At 59.7% G+C, this 14,391-nt stretch carries 13 protein-coding genes; 11 read left to right on the top strand and 2 right to left on the bottom strand.

Annotated elements, in window-relative coordinates; translation table 11 throughout:
* Positions 1–92: 92 nt before the first annotated feature.
* From WA225_RS10570 to WA225_RS10600, 7 genes are all read left to right on the top strand, one after another.
* Positions 93–1,352 (top strand): AGE family epimerase/isomerase, encoded by a 1,260-nt coding sequence (locus WA225_RS10570; RefSeq protein WP_422607881.1) that lies wholly within the window; start codon positions 93–95, stop codon positions 1,350–1,352.
* Between the two features lie 118 nt (positions 1,353–1,470).
* Positions 1,471–2,772 (top strand): ABC transporter substrate-binding protein, encoded by a 1,302-nt coding sequence (locus WA225_RS10575; RefSeq protein ID WP_422607882.1) that lies wholly within the window; start codon positions 1,471–1,473, stop codon positions 2,770–2,772.
* Positions 2,773–2,923: 151 nt separating this feature from the next.
* Positions 2,924–3,832, top strand: a complete 909-nt coding sequence (locus WA225_RS10580) for a carbohydrate ABC transporter permease (protein WP_008082808.1) — start codon at positions 2,924–2,926, stop codon at positions 3,830–3,832.
* Entirely contained in the window at positions 3,825–4,670 is an 846-nt protein-coding gene (locus WA225_RS10585) for a carbohydrate ABC transporter permease (RefSeq protein ID WP_093430462.1), read from the top strand. The genes WA225_RS10580 and WA225_RS10585 overlap by 8 nt, the downstream gene beginning before the upstream one ends.
* Positions 4,671–4,672: 2 nt before the next feature.
* Entirely contained in the window at positions 4,673–5,833 is a 1,161-nt protein-coding gene (locus WA225_RS10590; protein WP_422607883.1) for an ABC transporter ATP-binding protein, read from the top strand.
* A 131-nt stretch (positions 5,834–5,964) separates the two neighbouring features.
* The gene (locus WA225_RS10595) at positions 5,965–7,314 is read left to right on the top strand and encodes a carbohydrate porin (RefSeq protein WP_422607884.1); all 1,350 of its coding nucleotides are present in this window, start codon (positions 5,965–5,967) and stop codon (positions 7,312–7,314) included.
* Between the two features lie 113 nt (positions 7,315–7,427).
* The gene (locus tag WA225_RS10600; RefSeq protein WP_175553397.1) at positions 7,428–8,282 is read left to right on the top strand and encodes a D-hexose-6-phosphate mutarotase; all 855 of its coding nucleotides are present in this window, start codon (positions 7,428–7,430) and stop codon (positions 8,280–8,282) included.
* A 225-nt stretch (positions 8,283–8,507) separates the two neighbouring features.
* Here the strand turns inward: WA225_RS10600 and WA225_RS10605 are convergent, their stop codons facing one another.
* A complete protein-coding gene (locus WA225_RS10605) occupies positions 8,508–9,368 on the bottom strand; it encodes a MurR/RpiR family transcriptional regulator (RefSeq protein ID WP_172828179.1) in 861 nt (286 codons plus the stop codon).
* Between the two features lie 226 nt (positions 9,369–9,594).
* Between WA225_RS10605 and zwf the strand changes: the two genes are divergently transcribed.
* From zwf to WA225_RS10625, 4 genes are all read left to right on the top strand, one after another.
* Positions 9,595–11,061: a glucose-6-phosphate dehydrogenase gene (gene zwf, locus WA225_RS10610; protein WP_422607885.1), complete on the top strand. Its 1,467-nt coding sequence runs from the start codon at positions 9,595–9,597 to the stop codon at positions 11,059–11,061.
* The gene (pgl, locus tag WA225_RS10615) at positions 11,048–11,761 is read left to right on the top strand and encodes a 6-phosphogluconolactonase (protein ID WP_422607886.1); all 714 of its coding nucleotides are present in this window, start codon (positions 11,048–11,050) and stop codon (positions 11,759–11,761) included. Before zwf ends, pgl begins: the two co-directional genes overlap by 14 nt.
* A 17-nt stretch (positions 11,762–11,778) precedes the next feature.
* Entirely contained in the window at positions 11,779–12,444 is a 666-nt protein-coding gene (locus WA225_RS10620; protein ID WP_008082815.1) for a bifunctional 4-hydroxy-2-oxoglutarate aldolase/2-dehydro-3-deoxy-phosphogluconate aldolase, read from the top strand.
* A gap of 186 nt (positions 12,445–12,630) precedes the next feature.
* Complete coding sequence (locus WA225_RS10625) at positions 12,631–13,206, top strand: hypothetical protein (RefSeq protein WP_422607887.1); 576 nt, start codon at positions 12,631–12,633, stop codon at positions 13,204–13,206.
* Here WA225_RS10625 and WA225_RS10630 read toward each other — a convergent pair.
* Positions 13,203–14,384, bottom strand: a complete 1,182-nt coding sequence (locus WA225_RS10630; RefSeq protein WP_422607888.1) for an aminotransferase class V-fold PLP-dependent enzyme — start codon at positions 14,382–14,384, stop codon at positions 13,203–13,205. The two genes, WA225_RS10625 and WA225_RS10630, sit on opposite strands and share 4 nt — an antisense overlap.
* Positions 14,385–14,391: the final 7 nt, after the last annotated feature.

The following is a 14,391-nucleotide window of genomic DNA, read 5'->3' on the forward strand; positions in this document are numbered from 1 at the left end:
GACATGGTGACAAACCCCGTCCCCTTCGTTACAAGCCCACCCCGACCCGTTGTTTAGACTCCCCGCAGTCATAACAACAAAAAAGGCCACCCATGGATCTCTTCCAACCCGGCTTCAGCAGTTGGCTGAACGCCCCTGCCCACCAGCAATGGCTCGCCGCCGAAGGCCTGCGCCTGCTGGATTTCGCCAAGGCTTCAAGATCCCCCGAAGGCTTCGGCAATCTCGACGAACGCGGCCGTCTGCCAGCGAACGCGCATGCCGAAACCATGAACACCGCGCGCATGACCCACAGCTTCGCCATGGCCCACATTCAGGGCCTGCCGGGTTTCGCCGAGCTGGTCGATCACGGCATCGCCGCCCTGCGCGGGCCGTTGCGTGATGCACTGCACGGCGGCTGGTTCGCCGTTGCCGAACACCGCGATGACAACACCGGCAAGAACGCCTATCTGCATGCCTTTGTCGCACTTGCGGCGAGCTCTGCGGTGGTCGCGCAACGTCCCGGCGCCCAAGCGCTGCTGGACGATGCCATCGACATCATCGACACCTATTTCTGGAGCGAAGAAGAGGGCGCCATGCGCGAATTCTTCAGCCGCGACTGGAGCGAAGAAGAAGCCTATCGCGGCGCCAACAGCAACATGCACGCGACCGAAGCGTTCCTCGCGCTGGCTGACGTCACCGAAGATCCGCGCTGGCTGATTCGCGCGCAACGCATCGTCGAGCGGGTGATCCACGGTCACGCGGCCGGTAACGGTTACATGGTCATCGAGCACTTCGACCGCGACTGGCAACCGCTGCGCGAATACAACCACGACAATCCCGCCGATGGTTTCCGCCCTTACGGCACCACGCCTGGCCACGGTTTCGAGTGGGCGCGGCTATTGCTGCACCTCGAAGCAGCGCGGGTGCAGGCCGGCATGCTCACCCCCGGTTGGCTCGCCACCGACGCGCAAAAACTGTTCGAGAACAATTGCCGCAACGGTTGGGACGTCGATGGTCTGCCGGGCATCGTCTACACCCTCGACTGGGGCAACAAAGCCGTGGTCCGCCATCGCTTGCACTGGACGCACGCCGAGGCCAGTGCCGCTGCCAGTGCCTTGCTCAAACGCACCGGCGATGCGCAATACGAAACCTGGTACCGGCTGTTCTGGGAATTCTGTGAGGTGAATTTCATCGACCGTTGCGACGGCAGCTGGCACCACGAACTCAACCCGCAAAACATCCCCAGCGCTGATATCTGGCCAGGCAAACCGGATCTGTATCACGCCTGGCAAGCCGTGCTGATCCCTCGTCTACCCTTGTCACCCAGTATGGCGACTGCGCTGGCACAGTTATCCCAGAGCAGTCCTGTGTAACCATGTGGTGACATTCGCGCGTCCCTTCGTTACCTGCGAAGGGAATCGCCCTGTTTAAACTCCTGTGCAGCGCAAGCACCAGACTTGCATGCATAACAACAAGAAAGGTACATCTCAGATGAATGCGATTTCTCGCCTCGCTACTGTCATTTCTGTCGCCTCCCTGTTCCCGCTCGCAATTCTGCCTCTCAGTGTTTCCGCTGCCGAATCCAAAGGTTCGGTCGAAGTCGTGCACTGGTGGACGTCCGGTGGCGAAAAAGCTGCCGTTGATGTGCTCAAGGCGCAAGTCGAAAAAGACGGTTTCACCTGGAAAGACGGCGCTGTCGCCGGTGGTGGCGGTGCGACTGCCATGACCGTGCTGAAAAGCCGTGCCGTTGCCGGCAACCCGCCTGGCGTTGCTCAGATCAAAGGCCCGGACATTCAGGAATGGGCGTCCACTGGCCTGCTCGATACCGACGTGCTGAAAGACGTCGCCAAGTCGGAAAAGTGGGACAGCCTGCTCGACAAGAAAGTCTCCGATACCGTGAAGTACGACGGTGATTACGTGGCCGTGCCGGTGAACATTCACCGTGTGAACTGGCTGTGGATCAACCCGGAAGTCTTCAAGAAAGCCGGCATCACCAAGAACCCGACCACCCTCGAAGAATTCTACGCCGCTGGCGACAAGCTCAAGGCTGCGGGCTTCATTCCGCTGGCCCACGGCGGTCAGCCTTGGCAGGACAGCACCGTGTTCGAAGCCGTGGTGCTTTCGGTCATGGGGGTTGATGGCTACAAGAAAGCCCTGGTTGATCTGGACAACGCCGCGCTGACCGGTCCGGAAATGGTCAAGGCGCTGACCGAACTGAAGAAAGTCGCGACCTACATGGACGTCGACGGCAAAGGTCAGGACTGGAACCTGGAAGCAGCCAAAGTCATCAACGGCAAGGCCGGCATGCAGATCATGGGTGACTGGGCCAAGTCCGAATGGACCGCCGCCAAGAAAGTTGCCGGCAAGGATTACGAGTGCGTAGCCTTCCCGGGCACCGACAAGGCGTTCACCTACAACATCGACTCGCTGGCGGTGTTCAAGCAGAAAGACGCAGGCACTGCGGCCGGTCAGAAAGACATCGCCAAAGTCGTGCTGGGTGAAAACTTCCAGAAAGTCTTCAGCATCAACAAAGGCTCGATTCCGGTGCGCAACGACATGTTGAACAACATGGAAGCGCTGGGCTTCGACTCCTGCGCACAGACCGCTGCCAAGGACTTCCTGGCGGACGCCAAATCCGGCGGCCTGCAACCAAGCATGGCGCACAACATGGCGACCACGCTGGCGGTGCAAGGCGCGTTCTTTGATGTCGTGACCAACTACATCAACGACCCGAAAGCCGACCCGGCCGACACCGCCAAGAAACTCGGCGCTGCGATCAAGTCGTCCAAATAACAGCTAACACCGCAACCCCTGTGGGAGCGAGCTTGCTCGCGAAAGCGCAATGTCAGGCGCAGGTGTAATACCTGTCAGACGCCTTCGCGAGCAAGCTCGCTCCAACAAGGGGAAAGCATGTGAATTTTCTACCCTCGTACTGGATTTCCCCATGAGTTCTGTTGCTGTGTTCAGCAAGGCCTCGCCGTTCGATGCATTGCAGCGCTGGCTACCAAAACTGGTGCTGGCGCCGAGCATGTTCATCGTTCTGGTGGGCTTCTATGGCTACATCCTGTGGACGTTCGTGCTGTCGTTCACCACCTCGACTTTCCTGCCCAACTACAAGTGGGCCGGTCTGGCGCAATACGCGCGGTTGTTCGATAACGATCGCTGGTGGGTCGCGAGCAAAAACCTCGCAGTGTTCGGCGGTATGTTCATCGGCATCACCCTGGTGATCGGCGTGTTGCTGGCGGTGTTTCTCGACCAGCGCATCCGTCGCGAAGGCTTTATCCGCACCATTTACCTGTACCCGATGGCGCTCTCGATGATCGTTACCGGTACCGCGTGGAAATGGCTGCTCAACCCGGGCATGGGCCTGGACAAATTGTTGCGTGACTGGGGCTGGGAAGGCTTCCGTCTCGACTGGCTGATCGACCCTGATCGCGTGGTCTACTGCCTGGTGATCGCCGCTGTCTGGCAAGCCTCGGGCTTCATCATGGCGATGTTTTTGGCCGGCCTGCGTGGCGTTGATCAATCGATCATCCGTGCCGCGCAGATCGATGGCGCAAGCATGCCGATGATCTACTGGAAAGTGGTGCTGCCAAGCCTGCGTCCGGTGTTCTTCAGTGCGGTAATGATTCTGGCGCACATCGCGATCAAGAGCTTCGACCTGGTCGCGGCGATGACCGCCGGCGGTCCGGGTTATTCCTCCGACCTGCCGGCGATGTTCATGTATTCCTTCACCTTCAGTCGCGGCCAGATGGGCATGGGCTCGGCCAGTGCGATTCTGATGCTCGGTGCGATCCTCGCGATCATCGTGCCTTACCTGTATTCCGAGCTGAGGACCAAGCGCAATGACTAGTCTCGCTGCCAAACCCGCTATCAGCCTGAGTCGCATCGCGATCTACGCAGTGCTGATCATCGCCGTTCTGCTTTATCTGGTGCCGCTGGTGGTGATGTTGCTGACCAGCTTCAAGACCCCGGAAGACATCAGCACCGGCAACCTGCTGAGCTGGCCGACCGTGGTCAGCGGCATTGGTTGGGTCAAGGCCTGGGCCACGGTTGATGGCTATTTCTGGAACTCGATCAAGATCACTGTTCCGGCTGTAATCATCTCCACTGCCATCGGTGCGTTGAACGGTTATGTGCTGTCGTTCTGGCGCTTCCGTGGTTCGCAGTTGTTCTTCGGTCTGCTGTTGTTCGGCTGCTTCCTGCCGTTCCAGACTGTGCTGCTGCCGGCCTCGTTCACCCTTGGCAAGATGGGCCTGGCGAGCACCACCACCGGCCTGGTATTTATCCACGTGGTTTACGGTCTGGCGTTCACCACGCTGTTCTTCCGCAACTACTACGTGAGCATTCCGGATGCGCTGGTGAAAGCCGCACGCCTGGATGGCGCGGGGTTCTTCACGATTTTCCGCCGCATCATTCTGCCGATGTCGACGCCGATCATCATGGTCTGCCTGATCTGGCAGTTCACCCAGATCTGGAACGACTTCCTGTTCGGTGTGGTGTTCTCCAGCGGTGATTCGCAACCGATTACGGTAGCGCTGAACAACCTGGTCAACACCAGCACCGGCGCCAAGGAATACAACGTTGATATGGCAGCGGCGATGATCGCCGGCCTGCCGACCCTGCTGGTCTATGTGGTCGCAGGCAAGTATTTCGTGCGCGGGCTGACGGCCGGCGCAGTCAAGGGGTAATCATGGCAACGCTCGAACTTCGCAACGTCAACAAGACCTACGGTGCCGGCCTGCCGGACACCCTGAAGAACATCGAACTGTCGATCAAGGAAGGCGAATTCCTGATCCTCGTCGGCCCGTCGGGCTGCGGCAAGTCGACCCTGATGAACTGCATCGCCGGTCTGGAAACCATCACCGGCGGCGCAATCATGATCGGTGACCAGGACGTCAGCGGCATGAGCCCGAAGGATCGCGACATCGCCATGGTGTTCCAGTCGTATGCGCTGTACCCGACCATGAGCGTGCGCGAGAACATCGAATTCGGCCTGAAAATTCGCAAGATGCCTCAGGCGGCGATCGACGAAGAAGTCGCGCGCGTCGCCAAGCTGCTGCAGATCGAACATTTGCTGAACCGTAAACCGGGTCAGCTCTCCGGCGGTCAGCAACAGCGTGTGGCGATGGGCCGCGCGCTGGCGCGTCGGCCGAAGATTTATCTGTTCGACGAACCACTGTCCAACCTCGACGCCAAGCTGCGCGTCGAGATGCGCACCGAAATGAAACTGATGCACCAGCGCCTGAAAACCACCACGGTCTACGTGACCCACGACCAGATCGAAGCGATGACTCTGGGCGACAAGGTGGCGGTGATGAAGGACGGCATCATTCAGCAGTTCGGCACGCCAAAAGAGATCTATAACGACCCGGCCAACCTGTTTGTGGCGAGCTTCATCGGTTCGCCGCCGATGAACTTCATCCCGCTGCGTCTGCAACGCAAGGACGGTCGTCTGCTGGCGCTGCTCGACAGCGGCCAGGCCCGTTGCGAGTTGCCGATGAGCATGCAGGACGCCGGCCTTGAAGATCGCGAAGTGATCCTCGGCCTGCGCCCTGAGCAAATCGTGTTGGCGAACGGCGAGGGCAATGGCCTGCCGAGCATTCGTGCTGAGGTGCAAGTCACCGAGCCGACGGGGCCGGACACTCTGGTGTTCGTCAACCTCAATGAAACCAAAGTCTGCTGCCGTCTGGCGCCGGACGTGGCACCGCAGGTGGGCGAAAGCCTGACGCTGCAATTCGATCCGTCGAAAGTGTTGTTGTTTGATGCCAACACCGGTGAGCGCCTCGGCACTGCCGGCCAACCACAGACCGATGCGCGGTCTGCGAACGTGGCGCAATTCAAAGGCCGCTGAGGAACAAATGTGGGAGCGAGCCTGCTCGCTCCCACAAAGGAGCACGCGCTGGATTGCCTGTAATCCGGCGCAATTTATGTAAACCGCGTTAGATAAAAACAGTTAATAACAATAAAGACGAGGATGTAGGGATGAAAAAGAAACACGTCAATGCCCGGTTGATCTGCCAAGTGTCAGCTGCGGCGGCATTGGTGCTGGCCGGTAACGCCATGGCGGCGGATGCCTTCAGCTCCGACTCGAAATGGATGACCGGTGACTGGGGTGGCGAGCGGACCAAGCTGATCGAGCAGGGTATCGACATCAAGGCCGACTACGTTGGGGAAGTCGGTGGCAACCTGCACGGTGGCTACAACGACGACAAGACCGCGCGTTACGCTGACCAGTTCGGTCTGGGCGTGGCACTCGATCTGCAAAAGCTGTGGGGCTGGGATAACACCCAGGCGAAGATCCAGCTGACCAACCGTAACGGCTACAACATCTCCAACGACCGCGTTGGCGATCCGCGTGCCGGCACCCTCAGCTCCTCGCAAGAAGTCTACGGTCGTGGCCACATGGTCCGTCTGACCCAGTTGTGGATTCAGCACCAGTTCTTCGACAACAAACTCGACGTCAAGGCCGGTTACTTCGGTGAAGGCGAAGACTTCAACACCTTCCCGTGCGACTTCCAGAACCTCGCGTTCTGCGGTTCGCAAGTGGGTAACTGGGCGACCAACATCTGGTACAACTGGCCCGTCAGCCAGGCCGCGATCCGTGTGAAGTACAACATCAACGACGAGCTCTACGCGCAAATCGGCGCGTACAACCAGAACCCGTCGCAACTGGAACACGGCAACGGCTTCAAGCTCAGTGGCAGCGGCACCGCCGGTACTGTGTTGCCGGTCGAGTTGGTCTGGTCGCCTAAGGTCAACAGCCTGCCGGGCGAATACCGCGTCGGTTACTACAAGAGCACCGCTGATGCCAGCGACGTTCGTGAAGACGTCAACGGTTTTGACGCTGCAACCACTGGTGATGCCTACAAGACTCACAGCAGCAAACACGGCTACTGGTTCGTCGCGCAACAGCAACTCACCAGCCACAACGGTGACGCCTCGCGCGGTCTGAATATCGCCGCCAACGCGACCTTCCACGACAAAGACACCAACTTCATCGATAACTATCAGTCGGTGATGTTTGTCTACAAAGGCCCGTTCGACGCGCGTCCGAAAGATGACGTCGGCATTGGCGCGGCGCGTATCCACGTTAACGATGACGTGAAGAAAAACGCCGAGCTGCTGAACGCTTCCAACGGTGTTTCGGACTACGACAATCCGGTGTTCTCGCCGATTCGTGAAACCGAATACAACTACGAGATCAACTACGGCTTCCACGTCACCAACTGGCTGACCGTACGTCCTAACCTGCAGTACATCACTCACCCGGGTGGCGTGGATGCGGTGGACAACGCATTGGTCGCTGGCCTGAAAATTCAGTCTACGTTCTAACGCGTCTGCGATAAGCTCCTCTCTATGTGCGCATATTTGCGGACAGCCAAGGCTGTCCGCTTTTTTTTGGGGCTGGCGCCGCCCGGTGAAAGTCGAGTTCAGGATCGTGGCAAATGCATGAGCATCCGCTACAACGCTTCTTCAAATCCCTGCGTGAACAACCGGTGTTCGCCTGGGAGCGCTATCAGATGCGCGACGTTTTGGTGATCGATCACCCGCTGTGTCAGGCGGTGTTCAGTCGTCAGGGCGCGCAGTTGCTGCACTTTCAACCGCGCGGGCAAAAGCCGTGGTTGTGGTGTGCGGCGAAGTGGCCGCATGTCGGCGCGATCCGTGGCGGTGTGCCGGTGTGTTGGCCTTGGTATGGCCGTCATCCCAGCGAAAACGCCTGGCCGTCCCATGGCTGGGCACGGTTGCTCGACTGGAAGTTGCTCGACAGCAGCAGCGCCGACGACGGCGTGCGCCTGCACTGGCAATTGCAGCTGTGCGACTGGCAGGTCGACCTGCACGCGCACCTTGGCGAACGCATGGAATTGCGCCTGAGCACCGAGCATCAGGACGACATGCCGTGCCAGTTGAGCCAGGCTTTGCACGCTTACTGGCGTATTGGCGATGTCGGTGAGATAGCGCTGTCTGGGCTCGAAGGAGCGCAGGGTTATGACCAGTTGAATCGCCAGGTTTGTCAGCAAGAAGGTGAGTTAAGGGTGGATGGTGGCTGTCAGCGGGTGTTCCAGCATGACGGTGAATTGCAGCTGAAGGATCACGCCTGGCAGCGCGAGTTGTGCATTGATACCGGTGACAGTGCCGACACGGTTGTGTGGCATCCGGGTGCGCGGCCATTGCTGGGCGTGACGTGGGATGAAATTTCGGAGTTTGTCTGTGTGGAAGCGGCGGCGGGTGGGACTGATAGCTTGCACTTGGCGCCGGGGGAGAAGGCGCATTTGAGTTTGCAGGCGTGGGCGGCGGCTTGAGTGTGTCAGTCACATCGTAGCCCCTCACCCTAGCCCTCTCCCGGGGGGAGAGGGGACTTACCGAGTTGGATTGGCTATGTCCACCGACTTGCGACTACAACGGTGATCTTGGCTTGGCCAAACCTGAGGTCGGTTTGAACGTTCAGGTCGATGTAACTCCTTAGAGCACCTCGGTCGGCCCCCTCTCCCTCCGGGAGAGGGCTGGGGTGAGGGTGCTTTTGATCTTTAGTTGAATTCATCCCCAACCGGATACCGGCTGGCATTCAAACTCTCTTTGATCTTGCGCAAATGCGGCTGGAAATCCACCCCGCGACGCAAGGTCATCCCGGTCGCCAACACATCCAGCACGGTCAACTGAATGATCCGCGAAGTCATCGGCATATAAATGTCGGTGTCTTCCGGCAACGGAATGTTCAGGCTCAGCGTACTCGCCTTGGCCAGCGGCGAATTCTCCGCCGTCAGCCCCAGCACCGAAGCGCCATTCTCGCGAGCAATACGTGCCACCTCGACCAGTTCGCGCGTACGCCCGGTGTAGGAAATGATCACGAACAACTCACCGGTGTGCGCCACCGAAGCAATCATCCGCTGCATCAGCACATCGGCATGCGCAGTGACCGCCAGGTTGAAACGGAAGAACTTGTGCTGCGCATCCAGCGCCACCGGTGCCGAAGCGCCGAGGCCGAAGAAGTGGATCTGCCGCGCCTGAATCAACAGGTCGACAGCGCGGCTGATCAGGTTCGGATCGAGCGCCTGACAAGCACTGTCCAGCGAGGCAATGGCGCTGCCGAAAATCTTCTGCGTGTACGCCTCGGGATTGTCATCGGCCTCGACTGCGCGGCTGACATACGCCGCGCCACTGGCCAGGCTCTGCGCCAGTTGCAGCTTGAGTTCGGGGTAGCCGCTGACGCCGAACGAACGGCAGAAACGGTTGACCGTCGGTTCGCTCACCTTTGCTGCCTGGGCGAGGGCGGCGATGCTGAAGCGGGTGGCCTGCTGCGGGTTGAGCAGGATCACCTCGGCGACTTTGCGTTCGGCCTTGTTCAGGTCTTCAAGGCGACTCTGGATCTGTTCCAGTAAATTTCGCACGCGGTCCATATGGATTTCCTAATTCACCTGCGCAAAGGTGCGCCGGGCTATGCAAATTGGGCCTTTGATATGGCCCGTAACGGTGGCCTATCCTACTGATGCGTCCGAGCGACCACCACTCGGAATCTGTATTTTGCGAAAATGTTGTGGTTATTACTACATTTTCCCTTGAGTGATGCCTTGAAAAAAGGTATTTGTAGCTTAACTTGATAAAAGAACAAACATCATGCCTTCGATTACGGTTGAACCGTGCACCTTTGCCTTGTTCGGCGCGCTTGGCGATCTGGCCCTGCGCAAGCTGTTTCCTGCCCTTTATCACCTCGATGGCGCCGACCTGCTGCACGAGGACACGCGCATCATCGCGCTGGCCCGTGAAGAAGGTTCCCAGCAGCAACACATGGCGTTCATCGCCGCCGAACTGCGCCGCTATGTAGGCAAAGAGCTGGACGAGGCCGTCGCCGAGCGATTCCTGGCGCGCCTGACCTACCTGCACGTCGACTTCCTCAAGGCTGAAGATTACGTGGCGCTGGCCGAACTGGCTGGCAACACACAACGCATGATTGCTTACTTCGCCACGCCGGCCGCGGTGTACGGCGCGATTTGCGAGAACCTGGCGAAAGTCGGTCTTGCAGAAAACACCCGCGTGGTGCTGGAAAAACCGATCGGCTCCGACCTCGAATCGTCGCGCAAAGTGAATGACGCCGTGGCGCAGTTTTTCCCGGAGAACCGCACCTACCGCATCGACCATTACCTGGGCAAAGAAACCGTTCAAAACCTGATCGCCCTGCGTTTCGCCAACAGCCTGTTTGAAACCCAGTGGAACCAGAATTACATCTCCCACGTGGAAATCACCGTGGCCGAGAAGGTTGGCATCGAAGGCCGTTGGGGCTACTTCGACAAGGCCGGCCAACTGCGCGACATGATCCAGAATCACCTGCTGCAACTGCTCTGCCTGATTGCCATGGACCCGCCGGCCGACTTGTCCGCCGACAGCATCCGTGACGAGAAAGTAAAAGTGCTCAAGGCGCTGGCACCGATCAGCCCGGAAGGCCTGACCACGCAAGTGGTGCGCGGCCAGTACATCGCCGGCCACAGCGAAGGCAAATCGGTACCGGGTTACCTCGAAGAACCGAATTCCAACACCCAGAGCGACACCGAAACTTTCGTCGCCCTGCGCGCCGACATCCGCAACTGGCGCTGGGCCGGCGTGCCGTTCTACCTGCGTACCGGCAAGCGTATGCCGCAAAAGTTGTCGCAGATCGTCATCCACTTCAAGGAACCGTCGCACTACATCTTCGCCCCTGAACAGCGCTTGCAGATCAGCAACAAACTGATCATCCGCCTGCAGCCGGACGAAGGCATTTCCTTGCGCGTGATGACCAAAGAGCAGGGCCTGGACAAAGGCATGCAACTGCGCAGCGGGCCGCTGCAACTGAATTTCTCCGACACTTGGCGTAGCGCGCGGATCCCCGATGCCTACGAGCGGTTGTTGCTGGAAGTGATGAACGGCAATCAGAACCTGTTTGTCCGTAAAGATGAAATCGAAGCCGCGTGGAAATGGTGTGACCAGCTGATCGCCGGATGGAAAAAATCCGGTGACGCGCCCAAGCCGTATGCGGCCGGGTCGTGGGGGCCGATGAGCTCCATTGCATTGATCACGCGGGACGGGAGGTCGTGGTATGGCGATATCTGATGTGAAACTGCCCGCGGGCGTCAACGCCCACGAATTCAAGAGCCCGGTGCTGTTGGCCGAAGGGCTGGCGCTGAACGTTGCCAAGCAACTGACCGATGCCATTACTGCACGCGGCAACGCGGTGCTGGTGGTGTCCGGCGGTCGTAGCCCGGTGGCGTTTTTCCAGCACTTGGCCAAACAGGAACTGGACTGGTCCAAGGTCGTCGTGACCCTCGCCGATGAGCGCTGGGTACCGGTTGAACACGCTGACAGCAATGCCGGCCTGCTCAAGCAGTACCTGCTCAAAGGCCCAGCGGCGAAAGCGCAGTTCCTCAGCCTTTATAGCGCGGCGGCCAACGTCGAGCAGGCGGCTGAACAGGCGGATCGTTTGCTCGCCGAGCTGCCGCCGATTGACGTGCTGGTGCTGGGCATGGGCGATGACGGCCACACCGCGTCGCTGTTCCCCGACAGCCCGAACCTCACCGAAGCGCTGCAAGCCGACGGCACTCGCCGTTGCTGGCCGATGCTGGCGCCGAGCGTGCCGCGTCAGCGCTTGACCATGAGCCGTGCGCTGCTCGCGTCGGCCAAGCACAAGATTCTGTCGATTTCCGGTCAGTCGAAACTGACCACCCTGAATGCCGCGCTGGCATCCGATGACGTCGCCGCCATGCCGGTGCGCGTGTTTCTGCAACCTACGTTAGAGATTTACTGGTGCCCATGAGCCAAGGAACAGCCGCTATGACAACCCCATCCCCGACCGTTTCCATGGCGGACAAAGTTGCCCTGATCGACAGCCTCTGCGCCAAGGCGCGGATCCTGCCGGTGATCACCATCGCTCGCGAACAGGACGTGCTGCCACTGGCTGACGCTCTGGCCGCCGGTGGTCTGACCGCGCTGGAAGTGACCCTGCGTTCGCAGTTCGGCCTCAAGGCCATTCAGATTCTGCGTGACCAGCGTCCGGAGCTGATGACCGGCGCCGGCACCGTGCTCGATCGCAACATGCTCGCGGCGGCGGAAGCGGCCGGTTCGCAATTCATCGTCACCCCGGGCATTACCCGTGATTTGCTCGAAGCCAGCGTCGACAGCCCGATTCCGCTGTTGCCGGGCATCAGCAACGCCTCCGGCATCATGGAAGGCTACGGTCTGGGTTATCGCCGCTTCAAGCTGTTCCCGGCTGAAGTCAGCGGTGGCGTGGCGGCAATCAAAGCCCTTGGCGGCCCGTTCGGCGAAGTGAAATTCTGCCCGACTGGCGGCGTCGGCCCGGCCAACATCAAGAGCTACATGGCGCTGAAAAACGTCATGTGCGTGGGCGGTAGCTGGATGCTTGATCCGGAGTGGATCAAGAACGGCGACTGGGCGCGTATTCAGGAATGCACCGCCGAGGCGTTGGCGCTGCTCGACTGATCCCGCTGGTTTCAATTGTTACCTGACACTTCGTTGTGTGTTCTACGGCTTTACGGTGCGCTTGGTCGGTGCACCGTTTTTTTTTGCCTGAAGACAGTGCCAGGACATCACGCGATACATAGTTACCGCACAGGCGCATTTGTGTGGCGCTAATCTGCGTTCATCTTACGGAAGAGAGAACGCCTCATGGACGACCATCAATCTGTCGCTTTACTGCGTAATCAGCTGTATCCATTGCAACCTGGAGTCGGCGGCTCAGTCAGGCGTGAAACCGCAACGAACGTGCGCAACATCAGCCGTGGCATCGAAGGCGTACCGCTGGTGTTGCGTCTGACGCTGGTCGATGCGATGACCGCTGAACCGGTGGCTGGCGCGCTGGTGCGGATCGAACAGCGTATTGGCGCAGACACGCTGTGCGGCACGCAGGCGACCGACAGCAAAGGCATCGTGCGGTTTACCAGCCTTTACCCGGATCGGCTGTCGGGCGGTGCTTCATGCATCGCCATGACAGTGGGCATCGCCGGCGATGATCAATCCCCGCAGGCACATCACGAGGCCTGGACAGGAAAACTGCATTTACCCTGTGCATGCGGTTGTGAGGTCACGGCGGATGACGCCTCGCGCTTGCTGTTGCAAGCGATTGGCAGTGAAAGCCTGGAGGACGGCTACTTCGGTTGCCTGACAATCGGCGTCGACACCTTTGCGGTGTCGTCGCAGATCAGCCTTGCGGGCTACGATAAATGCACGGAGGCGGTGTTTTAGCGCAGCTCGTTCAGTGCGCGAACCAGCAACTGCATCTCGGCGGCGGTGGTGGTCAGCCCCGGAGTGATGCGAATGCTCGGCCCGCTGGCGGCACCATTGCGCACCACGGTGAACAGGTTGTAGTCGTTGAGCAGGCGCTCGGCCATCGCCTGTTGATTGTCGTGCCGGGTGAAGCGCAGCGAGGTGATGCCGCAATATAGCCGTGGATCATCCGGCGTCATCACCTCGATACCCGGCAACAGTCGCACCGCACTGACCCACAGATTGCGCAGATAATTCAGGCGAGCGCCTTTTGCCGGCGCGCCACCGAGCGAGCGGTGTTCTTCGAACACCAGCGGCAAGGTCATCAGCGCTGGAATGTTGGGTGTGCTGTACGAAGTGCGCGCGCGGATGTCATTGCCCGGGTAATGCATTTCACCCATGTCCGGATCGATATCGGCCAGGCGTTGCGGCGCGATATAGAGGAAACCGAGGGTGAGCGGTGCTCCGATCCATTTGTGCAGGTTGTAGCCGGCGAAGGCGATGCCCAGTGCTTCGAGGTTGAACTCGACCTGGCCAAGCGCATGGGCGCCGTCGAGGATGACATCGACGCCATGTTCCTTGGCGAGCGCGGCGATGGCCTGCACGGGCATGACCAGACCGGTGCGGTGAGTGACGTGCGTCAGGGCCATCAGCTTGAGTTTCGGGTGACCTTTGAACGCCTCGCGATAAGTCTCCAGCAGGCTGTCGAAACTCGCCGGGTGCGCGTGGGCAATCTCGATCACCTCGGCACCGCGATGTCTGGCCAGCCAGCGCATCGCACCTTTGACGGTGTCGTATTCCAGATCGCTGATCAGCACCTGATCGCCCGGTTGCAGGCGGTTGTAGTTGCGGATCAGCGATTGCAGGCCCTCGGTCGCGTTACGGGTGAACGCCACGCTCTGCGCGCGCACGCCAATCAACTCGGCCAGTTGTGCGCGGATGTCGAGGTTGTCGTGTTGTTCAAAACGCTGGCGTACATACACCGAGTTACTGGTGTTGATCAGCTCGATATTGCGCTGGTATTCCTCGATCACCGTGCGCGACATGCGCCCGAAGTAACCGTTTTCCAGGTTCACGGGGCCGGGTTGAACGTCGTAACGATCAGCGAACGTTTGCCAGAAGGCTTCGTCACGGGCGCGGCGGGTGTTATCGGGCATGGTCGGC

Origin of the sequence: Pseudomonas sp. (assembly GCF_049300855.1) — a bacterium.
Lineage (GTDB): Bacteria > Pseudomonadota > Gammaproteobacteria > Pseudomonadales > Pseudomonadaceae > Aquipseudomonas.

Bases quoted from the DNA above. Each gene is read 5' to 3' on its own strand.
- WA225_RS10630 (WP_422607888.1), bottom strand. From the start codon at position 14,384: ATGCCCGATAACACCCGCCGCGCCCGTGACGAAGCCTTCTGGCAAACG.
- WA225_RS10600 (WP_175553397.1), top strand. From the start codon at position 7,428: ATGCATGAGCATCCGCTACAACGCTTCTTCAAATCCCTGCGTGAACAA.
- WA225_RS10585 (WP_093430462.1), top strand. From the start codon at position 3,825: ATGACTAGTCTCGCTGCCAAACCCGCTATCAGCCTGAGTCGCATCGCG.
- WA225_RS10580 (WP_008082808.1), top strand. From the start codon at position 2,924: ATGAGTTCTGTTGCTGTGTTCAGCAAGGCCTCGCCGTTCGATGCATTG.
- zwf (WP_422607885.1), top strand. From the start codon at position 9,595: ATGCCTTCGATTACGGTTGAACCGTGCACCTTTGCCTTGTTCGGCGCG.
- WA225_RS10575 (WP_422607882.1), top strand. From the start codon at position 1,471: ATGAATGCGATTTCTCGCCTCGCTACTGTCATTTCTGTCGCCTCCCTG.
- WA225_RS10590 (WP_422607883.1), top strand. From the start codon at position 4,673: ATGGCAACGCTCGAACTTCGCAACGTCAACAAGACCTACGGTGCCGGC.
- WA225_RS10570 (WP_422607881.1), top strand. From the start codon at position 93: ATGGATCTCTTCCAACCCGGCTTCAGCAGTTGGCTGAACGCCCCTGCC.
- WA225_RS10620 (WP_008082815.1), top strand. From the start codon at position 11,779: ATGACAACCCCATCCCCGACCGTTTCCATGGCGGACAAAGTTGCCCTG.
- pgl (WP_422607886.1), top strand. From the start codon at position 11,048: ATGGCGATATCTGATGTGAAACTGCCCGCGGGCGTCAACGCCCACGAA.
- WA225_RS10625 (WP_422607887.1), top strand. From the start codon at position 12,631: ATGGACGACCATCAATCTGTCGCTTTACTGCGTAATCAGCTGTATCCA.
- WA225_RS10595 (WP_422607884.1), top strand. From the start codon at position 5,965: ATGAAAAAGAAACACGTCAATGCCCGGTTGATCTGCCAAGTGTCAGCT.